This window comes from Kutzneria sp. NPDC052558 (genome assembly GCF_044547355.1).
Lineage (GTDB): Bacteria > Actinomycetota > Actinomycetes > Mycobacteriales > Pseudonocardiaceae > Kutzneria.
The window spans coordinates 67,584-82,694 of record NZ_JBIUAG010000015.1 but is presented as its reverse complement, the minus strand read 5'-3'; the positions used below and the strand labels follow the sequence as shown (position 1 = coordinate 82,694).

The 15,111-nt window shown below is 71.1% G+C and carries 13 protein-coding genes; 8 read left to right on the top strand and 5 right to left on the bottom strand.

Annotation, left to right across the window (positions count from 1 at the left end; all coding sequences use genetic code 11):
- Positions 1-37: 37 nt before the first annotated feature.
- Positions 38-856, bottom strand: coding sequence for an SAM-dependent methyltransferase (locus ACIG5F_RS26370; protein WP_396521816.1), 819 nt, complete (start codon positions 854-856; stop codon positions 38-40).
- Between the two features lie 260 nt (positions 857-1,116).
- On the opposite strand from ACIG5F_RS26370, the gene lon reads away from it, so the two are divergent.
- A complete protein-coding gene (gene lon / locus ACIG5F_RS26365; protein WP_396521814.1) occupies positions 1,117-3,456 on the top strand; it encodes an endopeptidase La in 2,340 nt (779 codons plus the stop codon).
- A 34-nt stretch (positions 3,457-3,490) separates the two neighbouring features.
- On the opposite strand, the gene ACIG5F_RS26360 is transcribed toward lon, so the two are convergent.
- Complete coding sequence (locus ACIG5F_RS26360; RefSeq protein ID WP_396521812.1) at positions 3,491-4,198, bottom strand: TetR/AcrR family transcriptional regulator; 708 nt, start codon at positions 4,196-4,198, stop codon at positions 3,491-3,493.
- Between the two features lie 72 nt (positions 4,199-4,270).
- Here ACIG5F_RS26360 and ACIG5F_RS26355 point away from each other — a divergent pair, with 72 nt between their 5' ends.
- On the top strand, positions 4,271-5,701 hold the full coding sequence (locus ACIG5F_RS26355; RefSeq protein ID WP_396521810.1) for an FAD-dependent oxidoreductase: 1,431 nt from the start codon (positions 4,271-4,273) through the stop codon (positions 5,699-5,701).
- A gap of 43 nt (positions 5,702-5,744) precedes the next feature.
- On the opposite strand, the gene ACIG5F_RS26350 is transcribed toward ACIG5F_RS26355, so the two are convergent.
- Complete coding sequence (locus ACIG5F_RS26350; RefSeq protein WP_396521808.1) at positions 5,745-6,683, bottom strand: oxidoreductase; 939 nt, start codon at positions 6,681-6,683, stop codon at positions 5,745-5,747.
- Between the two features lie 90 nt (positions 6,684-6,773).
- Here ACIG5F_RS26350 and ACIG5F_RS26345 point away from each other — a divergent pair, with 90 nt between their 5' ends.
- Both ACIG5F_RS26345 and ACIG5F_RS26340 read left to right on the top strand, forming a co-directional pair.
- Positions 6,774-7,355 (top strand): TetR family transcriptional regulator, encoded by a 582-nt coding sequence (locus ACIG5F_RS26345; RefSeq protein WP_396521807.1) that lies wholly within the window; start codon positions 6,774-6,776, stop codon positions 7,353-7,355.
- A 25-nt stretch (positions 7,356-7,380) separates the two neighbouring features.
- The gene (locus ACIG5F_RS26340; protein WP_396521805.1) at positions 7,381-9,582 is read left to right on the top strand and encodes a helicase-associated domain-containing protein; all 2,202 of its coding nucleotides are present in this window, start codon (positions 7,381-7,383) and stop codon (positions 9,580-9,582) included.
- A 3-nt stretch (positions 9,583-9,585) separates the two neighbouring features.
- Here the strand turns inward: ACIG5F_RS26340 and ACIG5F_RS26335 are convergent, their stop codons facing one another.
- Positions 9,586-10,194 carry a polysaccharide deacetylase family protein gene (locus ACIG5F_RS26335; RefSeq protein WP_396521803.1) on the bottom strand — a complete coding sequence of 203 codons (609 nt, stop codon included), beginning with the start codon at positions 10,192-10,194 and terminating at the stop codon, positions 9,586-9,588.
- A gap of 329 nt (positions 10,195-10,523) precedes the next feature.
- On the opposite strand from ACIG5F_RS26335, the gene ACIG5F_RS26330 reads away from it, so the two are divergent.
- Complete coding sequence (locus ACIG5F_RS26330) at positions 10,524-11,066, top strand: kinase inhibitor (RefSeq protein ID WP_396521801.1); 543 nt, start codon at positions 10,524-10,526, stop codon at positions 11,064-11,066.
- A gap of 63 nt (positions 11,067-11,129) precedes the next feature.
- Entirely contained in the window at positions 11,130-12,503 is a 1,374-nt protein-coding gene (locus tag ACIG5F_RS26325) for a mycothione reductase (RefSeq protein WP_396521800.1), read from the top strand.
- Between the two features lie 90 nt (positions 12,504-12,593).
- Here the strand turns inward: ACIG5F_RS26325 and ACIG5F_RS26320 are convergent, their stop codons facing one another.
- Entirely contained in the window at positions 12,594-13,751 is a 1,158-nt protein-coding gene (locus ACIG5F_RS26320; RefSeq protein WP_396521798.1) for an MFS transporter, read from the bottom strand.
- 164 nt (positions 13,752-13,915) lie between these two features.
- On the opposite strand from ACIG5F_RS26320, the gene ACIG5F_RS26315 reads away from it, so the two are divergent.
- Together ACIG5F_RS26315 and ACIG5F_RS26310 are read left to right on the top strand one after the other, a co-directional pair.
- Positions 13,916-14,599, top strand: a complete 684-nt coding sequence (locus tag ACIG5F_RS26315) for a FadR/GntR family transcriptional regulator (protein ID WP_396521796.1) — start codon at positions 13,916-13,918, stop codon at positions 14,597-14,599.
- 71 nt (positions 14,600-14,670) lie between these two features.
- Positions 14,671-15,102 (top strand): chorismate mutase, encoded by a 432-nt coding sequence (locus tag ACIG5F_RS26310; RefSeq protein ID WP_396521794.1) that lies wholly within the window; start codon positions 14,671-14,673, stop codon positions 15,100-15,102.
- The last annotated feature ends 9 nt before the right edge of the window (positions 15,103-15,111 follow it).

Sequence of the window (15,111 nt, the reverse complement as noted above, 5' to 3'; positions counted from 1 at the left end):
GTGGAGGAAAGCCCCCTTCCAAGCGTCAGAGTCAGAGTCAGAGACAGGGCTTGTGGCCGACGCCGCCGTAGGAGAGGTGGACCTTGCCCTCGTTCTGCTCGCTCCACTCCGAGCGCCACTGCCGCACCGGCACCACGCCCGGCGGCACCAGGTCCAGGCCGGTGAAGAACTTGGCGACCTCGCCGTACGGCCGGGGGTGCAGCTGGGCGCTGATCTGCCGGTAGATGCCCTCGACCCGGCTCACCCCCGGGAGCTGGTCCTCGGGCACGAAATCGACGGTGGCGTGGGACAGGGCCAGGAAGCTGCCGGGGGCCAGCGCGGTGCGGTACGCCTCGACCAGACCCTGGGGATCGTCGTCGTCGGGCAGGTAGTGCAGCACGGCGATGGCGATCAGCCCCACCGGCCGGGAGAAGTCGATCATGTCGCGGACCGCGGGCAGGTTCAGCACCGAATCGGGGTGGCGCAGGTCGGCCCGCACCGAGGCGACCAGCGGGTTGGCGCCGAGAATGGTCCGACTGTGGGCCACCGCGATGGGCTCGTTGTCCACGTAGACCACCCGCGCGTCGGGGGCGAGGCGGTGGGCGATCTCGTGCACGTTGCCCACGGTCGGAATGCCGGAGCCGAGGTCGAGGAACTGGTCGACGCCGGCCTCGACCAGCGCGGTGACCGCCCGCCGCAGGAAGGACCGGCTGGCCCGCATGCCGTTGGCCACCTCGGGCATGGCCTGCACGGCCTGCTTGGCCGCCCGCCGGTCGACCGCGAAGTTGTGGGCCCCGCCCAGGAAGTAGTCGAGGATCCGGGCCGGGTTGGGGCGGTCCAGGTCGACGTCGGCCGGTATCCACCGAGGACGGTGCATCGGCGCGACCCCTTCCCCTAGATTCACCCGATCGTGTTAATGGTGGAGGTGGCCCCGGTCGGTGTCCACCGCGCACGGGTCACGAACACGCAGGCATTTTGTCGGATCACCGCGCGTTGCACCCGTTGGTCCAGTCCCGATGGGCGCGGTTGGCGGTCACGCAGCGTCACAAATGCTGATCGCCATCAGCGAACGCAACTTCGGGAACACATCCGAGCTCCAGTTGGTTGAGCCAGTACGACTCAACCTTGGAGGAAGACGTGAGCGAAACACTGGCACTCCCGGTGCTCCCGCTGGACGACGTGGTCGTGCTGCCCGGCATGGTGGTGCCGGTCAAGCTCGCCGACGCGGAGATCCGCGCCGCCGTCGAGGCCGCGCAGGCCGGCGACACCGGCTCGAAGGTGCTGCTGGTGCCCCGGTTGGAGGGCAAGTACGCGAAGGTGGGCACCCTGGCAGTGATCACCCAGATCGGCCGGCTGCCCGGCGGCGAGCGCGCCGCCGTGGTCCGCGGCACCGACCGCGTGCGGATCGGCACCGGCACGACCGGCCCCGGGGCGGCGCTGTGGGTGGAGGCCGAGATCCAGGACGAGCCTGCGGTCGACGACGCCACCCGTGAGCTGGCCAAGGAGTACCGCACCCTGGTCACCTCCATCCTCCAGCAGCGGGGCGCGTGGCAGGTGGTCGACTCGGTGCAGGGCGTCGACGACCCCTCGGCGCTGGCCGACCTGGCCGGCTACGCCTCCTACATCACCGACGAGCAGAAGATCTGGCTGCTGGAGACCGTCGACGTCCGCGAGCGGCTGGAGAAGCTGCTGGCCTGGGGCCGTGAGCACATGGCCGAGCTGGACGTGGCCGAGACGATCCGCAAGGACGTCAAGGAGGGCATGGAGAAGCAGCAGCGGGAGTTCCTGCTGCGCCAGCAGCTGGCGGCCATCCGCAAGGAACTGGCCGAGCTGGACGGCAAGCCGGCGTCCGAGGAGCAGGACTACCGGGCCCGGGTCGAGGCGGCCACGCTGCCGGAGAAGGTGCACGAGGCCGCGATGGCCGAGGTGGACAAGCTGGAGCGCACCTCCGAGCAGTCCCCCGAGGTCAGCTGGATCCGCACCTGGCTGGACACGGTCCTGGACATCCCGTGGAACACCCGCACCGAGGACGCGTACGACATCAAGGGCGCGCGGGCGGTGCTGGACGCCGACCACTCGGGCCTGGACGACGTGAAGGAACGGATCATCGAGCACCTCGCGGTGCGGCGGCGCCGGGAGGACAAGGGCCTCGGGGTCGTCGGCGGCCGGCGCAGCGGCGCCGTGCTCGCGCTCGTGGGCCCGCCCGGCGTCGGCAAGACCTCGCTGGGCGAGTCGGTGGCGCGGGCCATGGGCCGCAAGTTCGTCCGGGTCGCCCTGGGCGGCGTGCGGGACGAGGCCGAGATCCGCGGCCACCGGCGCACCTACGTGGGCGCGCTGCCCGGCCGCATCGTGCGGGCCATCAAGGAGGCCGGCTCGATGAACCCGGTCGTGCTGCTGGACGAGGTCGACAAGGTCGGCTCCGACTACCGCGGCGACCCGACGGCGGCCCTGCTTGAGGTGCTCGACCCGGCCCAGAACCACACCTTCCGGGACCACTACCTGGAGGTCGAGCTGGACCTGTCGGACGTGGTGTTCCTGGCCACGGCCAACGTGCTGGAGTCCATCCCCGGCCCGCTGCTGGACCGCATGGAGCTGGTCCGGCTGGACGGCTACACCGAGGACGAGAAGGTTGTCATCGCCCGTGACCACCTGCTGGCCCGCCAGCTGGAGCGCGCCGGTCTAACCACCGAGGACGTCACCGTCAAGGAGGACGCGCTGCGTCGGCTGGCCGCGGAGTACACCCGGGAGGCCGGGGTCCGCGACCTGGAGCGGTCGATCGCCCGTGTGCTGCGCAAGGCGGCCGTGGACGAGGAGAAGCTCCCGCTGACTGTGGGCGCGGACAACCTGCCGGACTTCCTCGGCCGGCCGCGGCACACCCCGGAGTCGGCCGAGCGCACCTCGGTGCCGGGTGTGGCCACCGGCCTGGCGGTCACCGGCGTCGGCGGCGACGTGCTGTTCGTCGAGGCCTCGCTGGCCGACCCGGAGACGGGCTCGACCGGGGTGTCGCTGACCGGGCAGCTGGGCGACGTGATGAAGGAGTCGGCGCACATCGCGCTGAGCTACCTCCGTTCGCACGGGGCCGAGCTGGAGCTGCCGGTCGGTGACCTGAAGGACCGCGGCGTGCACGTCCACGTGCCGGCCGGCGCGGTGCCGAAGGACGGCCCCAGCGCCGGTGTCACGATGACCACGGCCCTGGCGTCGCTGCTGTCCGGCCGTCCCGTCCGCTCGGACGTGGCCATGACCGGCGAGGTGTCGCTGACCGGACGGGTCCTGCCCATCGGCGGCGTCAAGCAGAAGCTGCTGGCGGCGCACCGGGCCGGCCTCACGACCGTGTTGCTGCCCAAGCGGAACGAGCCGGACCTGGACGACGTGCCGGCCGCGGTCCGGGAGCAGCTGGAGGTGCACCTGGTTGCCGATGTCCGCGAGGTGCTGGAGATCGCGCTCCAGCCGGTGAACGCGCCGGTGCTCAGCGCCTGAGCCGACCGAATAGCCGAGCGTGGCCCGCTTCTGTTCAGCGGGCCACGCTCTTTTCTATGCCCGCCAGCACACAGCGCAGCCCGAAGGCGAACTGGTCCTCGTAGCTGAGGTCGTCGGCCTCGATCATCCGGCGCAGCAGCGCGGGATAGGCGCCGCTGTCCACGACGACCTCTTTGACGTACGGGGAGACCGCCGCGCGGAACTCGTCCTTGCTCATTCCGCTGCGGCGCACGGCTTCCAGCTCCGAGAGCTCGGACAGCACGGCCCCGTGCACGTAGTTGGAGACGACGCCCAGCAGCGCCGCGGCCGTGGTGGTGTCCTCGGTCGCCCCGGCGGCGGCCAGCATCGCGAAGTTGGCTGTGCGCAAGGCATTCGGCCCCAGCGGGGCCCGGCCGCCCAGCTCGGTGGCCAGCCACGGGTGGCGCAGCATCGTGGCCCGCAGGCGCTCGGCGACCAGCGTCAGGTCGGCCCGCCAGTCGCCGGAAGGTTGCTCGGGCAGCTCGCGTTCGCCCTGTACGGCGTCGACCATCAGCTCCACCAGCTCGTCCTTGTTGGTGACGTAGCGGTAGAGCGAGGTGGTGCCGGTGCCGGCCTCGGTCGCCACCCGGCGCATGGTCAGCGCCGGCGTGCCCTCGGCGTCGGCGATCCGGACGGCGACGGCGACGATCTGCTCGACGCTCAGCGCCTGGCGGCGGCGCTGCTCGGCCACTCGCGTCCAGACCAGCGTGAAGTCCTGGGGCATGGCGTGCAGCCTACTAAGTGGGTACAGTGTTCCCAAGACGGGAACGTTGTTCCCACTTTGAAGGGGGAGAGCATGGACGTAGTGATCGTCGGCGGCGGCACGGTCGGCCTGTGCACCGCCGTGTTCCTGGCCCGGCAGGGCGTTTCGGCGCGGGTGCTGGAGCGCCGGCCGGCCGTGTCCGACCATCCGAGGGCGTTCGGGTTGAATCCACGGTCGGCCGAGATCGCCCGCTGGGCCGGCATCGAGTTCGAGACCGACCGCGGGCGGGCCAGCGTCGGCACCGGCCCCAGCCTGACCGAGCTGACCACGATGGCCGCGCCGATCGAACTGCCCGAGATCGGACCGGCCGCGTCGAAGGGCTGCCCGCAGCACCGCATCGACCGCGCGGCGCTGGAGTTGGGTCGGGAACTCGGCGTGCGCACCGACTTCGACGCCGAGGTGGTGGCGGTCGGCGACGGCTACGTGACCACGGCGTCCGGCATGACCGTCGAAGCCGACTACGTGATCGCCGCCGACGGGGCGCGCAGCCGGGTCCGGCAACTGCTCGGCATCGGGACGACCGGGCCCGGGGTGCTCGGCGACCACATGCTCAACGTGCTGTTCCGCGCCCCCGGCCTGCCGGCGCCCGACTACTCGATGACCGTGCTGCGCAACGAGGAGTCGACCGGGATCCTGATGAAGGTCGACGACGACGGCCGGTGGATCTTCCACGTGCCCGGCGGCGACCCCGCCATGCCGGTCTCGGAGTTCCGGCGGCGGATCCGGGCCGCCACCGGCGTGTCCGACGTCGAGGTGGACGTGATCAGCATGCTGCCGTGGGCCTCCACCGCCCGGGTGGCGGAGAAGTTCAGGCAGGGCAACGTCTTCCTCATCGGCGACGCCGCCCACGTGGTGCCGCCGACCGGCGGCTTCGGCCTCAACTCCGGCGTCGCCGACGGCCACAACCTGGCGTGGAAGCTGGCCGCCGGCGGCGACGCGCTGCTCGACACGTACGAGCTGGAACGCAAGCCGGTGGCGGAGTTCACCATGGCCCAGTCCCTGATCCGCGGCCAGCACCGGGAGCTGCACTGGGATCTGCGGCCCGAACGGGCGGCCGAACGGGCCGCCGTCGGCATGGCCAACGTGCTGGTGGTGATGGCCGGCTACCGGTACGACTCCCCGGCCGTCATCGGCGCGGAACCGTTGCCGTCACTGGAAGATCTGGTGTTGGACGGCGCCCCCGGCAGCCGCCTCCCCCACCTGTGGATCTCCCCCGGCAAGTCCACTTTGGACCTCATCGACGGCTTCACCCTGCTGACCGGTTCCAAGGCCGACGGCTGGCTCACCGCCGCGGCGTCACTGGGCATCCCCGCCCACGCCGTCGACGGCTGGGCCGACGCCGCCGGCATCGACGAGGACGGCGCCATCCTGGTCCGCCCGGACGGTTTTGTCGGTTGGCGCAAGACAAGTGCGGGCTCGGCGGCCGAACTCCGCCAAGCCCGCGACCGGATCCTCTGCCGCTAGACACCGGCCGGGGCTCCGCGGAGGGGACGCAGCCCCGGTCCGGTCAGCCCGCCTTGCCGGCCAGCTCCGGGTAGTCGACGTCGGTCAGCTTCACCGAGACGTCCCACAGCTTGCCGGCCAGGTCCTGGTCGTAGGCCGCCTTGATGTAGCGCTGCACCACCGGGAACCCGCGCGAGCCGCCGAGGCCGTGCGGGCCGTAGTACTGGCCGCCCTGCGCGCTCGGGTCCACCGCCGCGCGCAGGGCCGGCAGCGCGCCGCGGGCGGCTGGCTGGCCCAGGATCGGCGTGACGATGCGCATGAACACCGCGTAAAGGCCGCCGCCGCCCAGCTGTGGGCCGCTGTACTGGAGGTCCGTCGCCGCGTAGCCGGGGTGCGCGCCCAGGCTGCGCACGTCCGCGCCGGCCGCGCGCAGCCGCCGGTCCAGCTCGACCGTGAAGATCGCGTTGGCCAGCTTCGACTGGGAGTACGCGGTGTTCGCGCCGTAGCGCCGCTCGGACTGCAGATCGTCCAGGTTGATCCGGCCCATCCGGTGCATCGAGCTGCTCAGCGTCACGATCCGGCTGCCCGGCTTGGACAGCAGGCCCGGCAGCAGCAGGCCGGTCAGCGCGAAGTGGCCCAGGTGGTTGGTGCCGAACTGGAGCTCGAAGCCCTGCTTGGTGGTCTCGCGGCGGGGCACCGCCATCACGCCCGCGTTGTTCAGCAGCAGGTCCAGCGGCGGCAGCTCTGTCGCCAGCTTGCGCACCGAGTCCAGGTCGGCCAGGTCCAGCGAGACCAGCTCCAGGTTCTCGGCCGGGGCCAGCTGGCGCAGCTTGGCCATCGCCGCTTCGCCGCGCTGCGGGTTTCGGGCCGTGACGTAGACGTGCGCGCCGTGCTTGGCCAGCTGCAACGCCTCGTGGAAGCCGAGGCCCGCGTTGGCGCCGGTGACCAGCGCCGTCCGCCCGGTCTGGTCGGGGATGTCGGCTTCGGTCCAGTGCTGTGCCATGGCGTGTCTCCGGGTATCGGGGCCGTTTGAAGCCAGTATGGCACTGAGTGCCACCTGTGTCATCCGATGCCCTCGGTTACACTCAGAGGCATGACGAAGGGGTTGCGGGCGCGGGCCCGACTGGCCATGCGGACCGAGATCGCCGAGACCGCCTTCGCCCTGTTCATCGAGCGCGGCTTCGAGCAGACCACCGTCGACGAGATCGCCGAGGCCGCCGGCCTGTCCCGCCGCAGCTTCTTCCGCTACTTCCCGTCCAAGGAAGACACCGTCTTCGGCCTGCTCAACGACCTCGGCGAGGAACTCGCCGCCGCCGTCGCCGCCCGGCCGGCCGCCGAACCCCCGTGGACCGCCCTGCGCGCCGCCTGCTCCGTGCTGCTCACGCCCATGCTGCACCGCGCCGACGACGCCATGGCCCTCATGCGCCTCATCAACGGCACCCCCTCCCTGCGCGCCCGGCACCAGGACAAGCAGGACCGCTGGCGCGGCCTGCTCATCCACGCCCTCACCGCCCGCTCCGTCCCCCCGCTCCAGGCCGACGTCCTGGCCAGCTCCGCGCTCGCCATCTTCGACGTCGTCTGCCGCCAGTGGCTCGCCGTCGGCCCCTCCGTCGAACCCGCCCGCCTCATGGACGAGGCCTTCGGCGTGCTGACGCATTCCGATTCTGGGCGATAGTCGACCTTCGCTAACCTGTTCAGGCGTGGCGGAAATCGACGATGTGACGGCTTGGCTGCTGGGGCGCACCGACGAAGCGCTGGCCGCCCTCGTCGGTGAGTGGACCCCCTATGGCGCGCCGCCCAGGTCGATGCGGCAGTTCGCTCAGCAGTTGCTGAACGTGCACAGCGTCGGCGCGTCGATCAAGCTCCTCACCCAGCCCGAGCAGCAGCTGCTGGTGGCGGCGTGCGCGCTCGCCACGCCGGTGGAGCGGCCGAGGTCTGCCTACTACGGCCATCCGCCCCTGCTGACGGTGTCGCTTCCGGAGCTGCTGGCCCGAGTGGGAGCCGTCGGGCCGGGCGAGCGACGAGACGCGGCGCTGGCCATGCTGGACCGGCACCGGTCCAGGCTGTTTCTGCTGCCCGTCGGGGTCCCCGCCAAACCCGATCAGGTCAGGGTGCCTGAGCCGATCTACCGGGTGTTCCACCGGGTCCAGCATCATCCCAGGCCGCTGGACCAGGCCCTGAACTCCGCGTACACCATGGTGGAGATGCGGCGGATCGCCGACGCGCTGGGCATCAAGGCCGCCACCCGCACGGCCGCCCAACAGCAGATCGTCGCCCTGCTCAGTGATCCCGCCGCGGTGCGGGCGTTGCTGGCCGAGGCCCCCGAGCGCGCTCGGGAGATCATCGATCAGATGGTGCCCTCCCGCAAGGTGCTGGCCACGTACTGCTTCGAGGCCGACCGCGGCAAATACCGTTTCCGGGTCGGCGGATCAGGCGATGCGGGCACTGACTGGCTGGCCGAGCGGGCGCTGCTGGTGCCGTTGGCTCCGGAGCGCGCGGACGTGCCGCGGGAGGTGGTGGCGGCGATCGCCGGCGAGGACAGCCTGGCTGATCCGTTCGATCCGGAGCCGCCGGTCCCGACCTGCGCGCCGGTGCCGGTCGAGCGGGTCCACGGGCAGGCGCAGGCGGCCATGTCGACCGCGATCGGGCGAATCGAGAACCTGCTGGCGGCCCTGGCCGTCGCGCCGGCCGCGATCCGCAAGAGCGGTGGGCTGGCGGTGCGGGAGACCCGCAGGCTCGCCAAGGTCCTGAGCGCCTCCGAGGACGAGGCGCGGTTGTGGATCGAGCTCTGTGACGCCGCGGGGCTGGTGGGGGTCAAGGCCACCACACAGGCGGCACACCTGCTGCCGACGCCGGTCTACGACCGCTGGTTGACGTGGGCGCCCGCCGACCGGATGGCCCCGGTGGTCGCGGCGTGGACGAGGCTTGCCGACATCCCCACCTGGTGGCCGGACAACGGCGAGACCCCGGTGGCGCTGGCCGAGGTCAGAGACCGGGAGGCGGCGGGGCTGCGGTCAGCGGTGCTGCGGGTGCTCGAGGAACTGCCCAGGACCGATCGTGAGTGCTCCGGAGGCGTCCCGATCGAGGAGCTCCTGATGGCGGCGCGCTGGCGCCGGCCGCTGTGTGTCACCGAGGACGCGGTGGAACGCGTCACCGCGACCATGGCGGAGGCGCAGTTGCTCGGGCTGGTCGCCCACGACGCCCTGACTCCGATCGGATCCGCCGCGCTCCGCTATGCGGACGCGGGTCCGGGCAGCGACGCGGAGGAACTGGCGGTGCTCGGCCAGGTGCTGCGGGAGTCGCTGCCCGCACCGCAGGAAACGGCGCTTTTCCAGGCCGATCTGACCGTGGTGGTGACCGGCGCGCCCGCTCCGGCTCTGGCCGAGTTGCTCAACTCGACAGCCGAGCGCGAGTCGGACGGACATGCGGTGGTCTGGCGGATCGGCCCGGACTCGGTTCGCAGGGCGCTGGATGCGGGGACTGACGCGTCGCAGCTGCTGGAGCGGCTTGCGGCGGTCGCACACGGACCGCTGCCGCAGCCGCTGGAGTACCTGATCAAGGACACCGCCCGCAAGCACGGGACGATCAAGGTGGTCCGGTCGGCCTGCTGTGTCCGCTCCGACGACGAGGCGCTGATCATGGAGATCTCTCAGCATCGAAGCCTGCGCAAGCTGGGGCTTCGGCGTATCGCCCCGACCGTGGTGATCAGCGCCAAGCCGGTGGCCGCCACGCTGGAAGCGCTGCGCACGGCCGGCTACGCCCCGGCGCTGGAAGCCGAGACCGGTGACACCGTGGTCGAACGCGCCGTGCAGCACCGCGCCCCCGCACGGAAGGAAACCCTGCCCGGCAAGAAACCCGACGCCGCGCTGGCACTGGCCCGTCGGCTGCTGAAGGCCGGCTGAGGTTCAGGCCAGGAAATCCGGCAGGGGCACCGGGGTCAGGCCGTCCTGCTTGGCCCGCTTGATGAAGGCCGTGTAGTCCTCGACGAAGGTCTTGCGGAAGTGCATCAGCACGATGTCGCCGGCCTTGAGCTTGGCGCCGCCCTGGAACTGGACGACGCCGTCGTTGACGGCGGCGGTCCACAGGACGACGGCCTTGAGGCCGCAGTCGGCGGCGGCGCGCTGGGTGTCGGCGTTGTAGTTGCCGAAGGGCGGGCGGAACAGGGTGGGGCGGTGGCCGAAGGCCTTGACGAAGGCGTCGGAGTCGTCGCAGATCTCCTTCTTCTGCGCGGCGTATGACATCTTGGCCAGGTTGGGGTGGCTCACGGTGTGGTTGCCGATCACCAGGTTGTCCTGGTCCTGCAACTGCTTGAAGTACTCCTCGTGACCGCGCACGTACTGCTCGTTGAGGAATAGCGTGGGCCGCGCGCCGGAATCCTTGATGAGTTGCAGCGCATGCGGGTCCTGCACGGCGCCGTCGTCGATGGTGATGAACACGTAGGGCTTGCCGCCGGTGTCGATGTGCCGCACGACGGGCGCCTTGCCGTCGACGGTGGCGGGCGCGTGGGCCTGCACGGCGCCGAAGGGATAAGGCTGGGCGGCCGAAGGCGGCGGAGCAGTCGTCGTGGTGCTACTCGGTGGAGTCGGACTGCTACTGGTGGTGCCAGGGGTCATGCCCGCGACGGAACGCTCGGACCCGGCTTCACAGCCAGCAAGCAGGGAACCAGCGACAATGGCCGCGACAGCGACGATCCAGGCACGCATGTGAGAACCTTCCACCCCGTAATCGAGCATCACTCGATTTAGTGACGCCCAACCGGTGTGTGGGGTTGCACCCCGTACCCAACTATCTGGCCCGCGGGACTAGGGTCGAGTTCTCAACCGTGTGTTACGGAGGCCATCGCATGAGTCTCGACCGCCCCGTCAAGCCGGACCCCTACGAGCTGCTGCCGGCGGCCGGCTCGTTCGAGGTCACCTCCAAGGACGTCTCGGACGGCCAGCAGTTGCCCAACGCCCAGGTCTTCAACGGCTTCGGCGTCAGCGGCGACAACGTCTCGCCCCAGCTGAGCTGGGCGGGCTTCCCCGCGGAGACCAAGAGCTTCGTGGTGACCTGCTACGACCCGGACGCCCCGACCCCGTCGGGCTTCTGGCACTGGCTGGTGGTCAACATCCCGGCCACGGTCACCGAGCTGCCGTCCGGTGCGGGCGCCGGCGACGACACGCTGCCGGCCGGCGCGTTCCACACCCGCACCGACTTCGGCACCGCCAACTACGGCGGCGCGGCCCCGCCCCAGGGCGACCAGGTGCACCGCTACTACTTCGTGGTGCACGCGGTGGACGTGGAGCAGCTGGAGGTCACGCCGGACGCCTCGCCCGCGTTCGTCAGCTTCAACCTGGCCTTCCACACCCTGGCCCGCGCGATCATCACGCCGGTCTACTCGCACTGACGATTCCATTACACCGGGGTGGCCGTGGGAATCCCGCGGCCATCCTTCCTGTTTGATGGCTACGTGCGGCACTTCGACTTGGTGGTAATCGGCACCGGCTCCGGCAACTCGATCGTCGACGAGCGTTTCGCCGACTGGAACGTGGCGATCGTCGAGAAGGGCGTGTTCGGCGGCACGTGCCTCAACGTGGGGTGCATCCCCACGAAGATGTTCGTGCACACCGCGGACGTCGCGGCCACGCCGAAGGGCGCGGCCCGGCTGGGTGTGGACGAGCAGCTCCTGGGCGTGCGCTGGCCGGAGATCCGGGACCGCGTGTTCGGCCGGATCGACCCGATCGCGGCCGGCGGCCGGCGCTGGCGCAAGGAGGGCAACGCCAACGTCACCGTGTACGAGGGCGAGGCCCACTTCACCGGGCCGAAGACCCTCGACACGGGCACGGGCGAGACGATCACCGCCGACCGGTTCGTGATCGCCGCCGGCTCGCGGCCGATCGTGCCGGACGTGGCCGGCATCGAGGAGGTCGGCTTCCTCACCAACGAGGACGTGATGCGCCTGGACGAGCTGCCCCGCCGGATGATCGTGCTGGGCAGCGGTTTCGTGGCCACCGAGTTCGCGCACGTGTTCTCCTCCTTCGGCGTCGAGGTCACGGTCGTGGCCCGCTCCGGCGCGCTGCTGCGCGGCGAGGACGAGGACGTGTCGGCCCGGTTCACCGAGCTGGCGTCGAAGAAGTGGGACGTCCGCCTGAACGCCAAGGCGGTCCGGGTCGAACGCGTCGACGGCGTCGTCCGGCTGCACCTGGAGACCCCGCGCGGCGCGGAGGTCGTCGAGGGCGACGTGCTGCTGGCCGCGGTCGGCCGCATCCCCAACACCGACCTGCTCAACGTCGAGGCCACCGGCGTCACCACGCACGTCGACGGCCGGATCGTGGTCGACGAGAAGCAGCGGACCGCGGTCGAGGGCATCTGGGCCCTGGGCGATGTGAGCTCGGACTACCAGCTCAAGCACGTGGCCAACCACGAAGCCCGGATCGTGCAGCACAACCTGCTGCACCCCGACGAGCCCGTCGACGCGGACCACCGGTTCGTGCCGCACGGCGTGTTCTCCTCGCCGCAGATCGGCTCGGTCGGCCTCACCGAACAGCAGGCCCGCGCGCTCGGCCTGCGCTACGTGACCGCCAGCCAGGACTACGCCGACATCGCCTACGGCTGGGCCATGGAGGACACCTCCGGCTTCGCCAAGCTCATCGCCGACCCGGCCACCGGCAAGCTGCTGGGCGCGCACATCATCGGCCCGCAGGCGCCGACCCTGATCCAGCTGGTCATCCAGGCCATGAGCTTCGGCCTCACCGCCCGCGAGCTGGCCCGCGGCCAGTACTGGATCCACCCCGCCATGCCCGAACTCCTGGAAAACGCCCTCCTCAAACTCAACCTGGACTGACTTTTCACGCTTGGAAGGGGGCTTTCCTCCACTTGGAGTGTAGGAAAGCCCCCTTCCAAGCGCCGGGGCCGCGCCGGCGGGACCGGGGAGTCAGATGAGGTGGGGGCGGCCGATGATGGCGCCGAGGGTGGCCTGGGCGGCGAGGATGCCCAGCACGAGGATCAGCGGCACGGTCCACGAGCCGAGCCAGCCGTGGACCAGGCCGGCCAGGAACGGGCCCCAGCAGGCGATCAGGTAGCCGAAGCCCTGGGACATGCCGGACAGCTGGGTGGTCTCGGCCGAGGTCCGGGTGCGCAGGGCCATCATGGTCAGCACCACCGGGAAGATCGACATGCCGGCCCCGAGCAGCAGCGCCCACAGCACCGGCACGGCCTGGGGGGCCAGGATCACGCCGAGCACGCCCAGCACCGGCAGCACGGTCAGGCCGATCATCACCCACGACTGCGAGCGCAGCCGGGCCGCCAGCGTCGGCACGACCAGGTTCAGCGGCACGGAGACGACCATGGTGATGCCCAGCAGCACCCCGGCGGCGTCCCGGTCGACGCCGGCGTCGCGCAGGATCTCCGGCAGCCAGCCCATGATCACGTACGCGTAGGTCGACTGCACGGCGAACAGCAGGGTGAACACCCAGGCCATCGGCGCCCGCAGCAGGTTGCGCCGGGAGTGCTGAACCTGAGCCTGCGTGACAACCGAGGTGTCCTTGCGGGCCCCGAACAGCCACACCGCCAGGGCCAGCGCGGCCGGGATCGCCCACGCCGCCAGGGCCGGCCGCCAACTGCCGGCGGCGGTCTCCAGCGGCGGGGTGGCCGCGGCGGCGATGGCACTGCCGGCGGCCATGGACGAGCTGTAGATCCCGGTGATGAGCCCCAGTCGGTTGGGGAAGGATTCCTTCACCACCACGGGCACCAGCACGTTGCACACGGCGATGCCGGCGCAGGCGACGAAGGTGCCGATCAGCAGCAGTCCCGGGCCGGCCAGCACCCGAACGCCGAGACCGATCGTGAGCAGGCCCAGGGCGGCGCCGATGGCCGGGCCGCCGCCGAGCCGGCGGGCCAGCCAGGGGGACAGCAGGGCCGCTAAGCCGAAGCAGATGGACGGGGCGGCGGTCACCGCGCTCGCCCATGCGGAGGTGGCTGTGAGTCCTTGCTGGACGTCGCCGAGCACCGAGGACAGACTGGTCACGGAGATGCGCAGGTTGGCCGCCGCCAGCGTGACCGCAACCGCCAGCAGAGTGGTTCCCGCGAGCACGGCGTGTCGCGACCGCAGCTTGGTTGCCGACTCAAGCAGATGCGCTGTCCGCTTGCCTCGGATGGCACTCTGATCGGCTGACGGAGTTCGGTCCGGCGTGTGCTGCTGGGTCGTCACTGTCACACTATGACAAACGTAGGATGTCCGGACGAGAGGATGACCCCGTGCCGTTGGCCACTACTCGCCGAACTGGCCTTGTGGACCAGGTAATCGAGCAGATGCGAAAGGCGATCTCGTCCGGGGAGTGGCCCGTCGGCCAGCGCATACCCGCCGAGCCCGAACTGGTCAGTGCCCTGGGCGTCGGCCGCAACACGGTCCGTGAGGCGGTCCGCGCGCTGGCCCACGCCGGCCTGCTGGAGGTCCGCCAGGGTGACGGCACCTTTGTTCGGGCGACGAGCGAACTGTCCGGCGCGGTGCGCCGGCTGGTCGGCGACGAGCTGCGCGAGGTGCTGGAGGTGCGCCGCACCCTGGAGGTGGAGGGCGCGCGGCTGGCCGCCAAGCACCGGACGCCGGACGAGGTGATCGCGCTGGAGGCGCTGCTGGCCGAGCGCAACCGGGCCGCCGCCGAGGAGGCGTGGGAGGCGATGATCGAGAAGGACACCGCCTTCCACCTGCTGATCGTGCAGACCTCGCACAACGCGCTGCTCACCGAGCTGCACCGCGGCCTGACCGAGGTGGTGCGGGCCAGCGTGGCCGCGACGGTGAACATCTCGCCGCGGGAATCCGGGCAGATCTCGCACGACGGCATCCTGGACGCGGTGCGGGCCGGCGACCCCGAGCGGGCGGCCCGCGAGGCCGGCACGTTCCTCGACGAGCTGCTGGAGCGGCACACCGCCGAACGGGCCTGACGGGCGAGGTCCTACGATCGGGCTCGTTAGGGCAATGATCGTGCCGAAGACCTGCTTATGTGAGGTTCTCGATGGACGTCCGCAGTACCAGCCTGTCCCGCCGGGCCGCGCTGACCGGTCTGGGTGGGGTGGCCCTGCTTGCCGCGGCGGCCTGCTCCCCGAGCAAGGAAGCGACCTCGACGCTGCCGGCCAACCAGGTGCCTCCGGTGCCCACGGCCGACCCCAACGCGTCGATCGACGAGCAGCGCAAGATCATCGACGGCTTGGACAAGCAGATCATCGAGCTGCTCAAGCAGCGCGGTGAGGCGGCCGCGACCGTGCAGAAGATCCGCACCTCCGGCGGCGGCCAGCAGACCGACCCCGCCCGCGAGCAGGCGGTCATCGCCAGCTACACGGCCGGTCTCGGCGCGAACGGCGCCTCGGTGGCCAAGGCCATCATCGGCGCCGACGGTGGCACGGCGGCCACGCCGACCAGCACCACCGCCACGTCGACCTCCCACTGAGGCCACAGA

Excerpts from the sequence above, each read along its gene's own strand:
- ACIG5F_RS26330 (WP_396521801.1), top strand. The coding sequence starts at position 10,524 with ATGAGTCTCGACCGCCCCGTCAAGCCGGACCCCTACGAGCTGCTGCCG.
- ACIG5F_RS26370 (WP_396521816.1), bottom strand. The coding sequence starts at position 856 with ATGCACCGTCCTCGGTGGATACCGGCCGACGTCGACCTGGACCGCCCC.
- ACIG5F_RS26345 (WP_396521807.1), top strand. The coding sequence starts at position 6,774 with ATGACGAAGGGGTTGCGGGCGCGGGCCCGACTGGCCATGCGGACCGAG.
- ACIG5F_RS26360 (WP_396521812.1), bottom strand. The coding sequence starts at position 4,198 with ATGCCCCAGGACTTCACGCTGGTCTGGACGCGAGTGGCCGAGCAGCGC.
- ACIG5F_RS26350 (WP_396521808.1), bottom strand. The coding sequence starts at position 6,683 with ATGGCACAGCACTGGACCGAAGCCGACATCCCCGACCAGACCGGGCGG.
- ACIG5F_RS26355 (WP_396521810.1), top strand. The coding sequence starts at position 4,271 with ATGGACGTAGTGATCGTCGGCGGCGGCACGGTCGGCCTGTGCACCGCC.
- ACIG5F_RS26310 (WP_396521794.1), top strand. The coding sequence starts at position 14,671 with ATGGACGTCCGCAGTACCAGCCTGTCCCGCCGGGCCGCGCTGACCGGT.